Annotated in this window: 1 protein-coding gene; it reads right to left on the bottom strand. The window is 42.1% G+C overall.

All coding sequences use genetic code 11. The features are described 5' to 3' along the window. Positions 1 to 498: transposase (locus H5183_RS21485; protein ID WP_182732690.1), on the bottom strand; the 498-nt coding region annotated here is incomplete at its 3' end. Positions 499 to 542: the final 44 nt, after the last annotated feature.

Here is a 542-nt window from a genome sequence, read left to right as displayed (position 1 = left end):
TGCTTTTTTACGCCCTAGCTCATCGAATGTGCCGCTCCATTCTTTACTCGCATTCGATTTCAATTTGCATCCATCAATGGCAAACATGTTACGACCTATCAAGCCTTCTTCGTCGCATATCATCAATACTTGCGTAAATAGTGGCTCAATCTGTTCATGCATTTTGGCCACGAAACCCGCGATTGATGTGTAATGCGGCTGGATGTCCCCCGACACACTCATAAACAAAATATTCGTCTCACACGCCTTAGCAATACGGCGGCTACTAACCAAACCATGTGCGTAACCAAGTAAAATAATCTTTAGCATCACTGAAGGAGGATACGCAGCGGCGCCCGTTTTATCATTGTTATACCACGCGTCAAAGCCCGACAAATCGAGTTTATTTTCGACAATATAACAAAGCGCATACTCAAATGTACCTGGCAATATTTGCTCAGCAAAATTGATTGGAATGAATTTATTTTGGCAGGATAAGTCAGGCTTGTAGTTGGCCATAACAATTTACCGTGGGTGAATAATATCTATTAGATCACAGTAAC

Source organism: Pseudoalteromonas sp. SR44-8, assembly GCF_014163635.1.
In the GTDB taxonomy this organism is placed as follows: domain Bacteria; phylum Pseudomonadota; class Gammaproteobacteria; order Enterobacterales; family Alteromonadaceae; genus Pseudoalteromonas; species Pseudoalteromonas rhizosphaerae.
The sequence above is the reverse complement of the archived record's forward strand: the minus strand, read 5'-3'. Positions and strand labels throughout refer to the sequence as shown.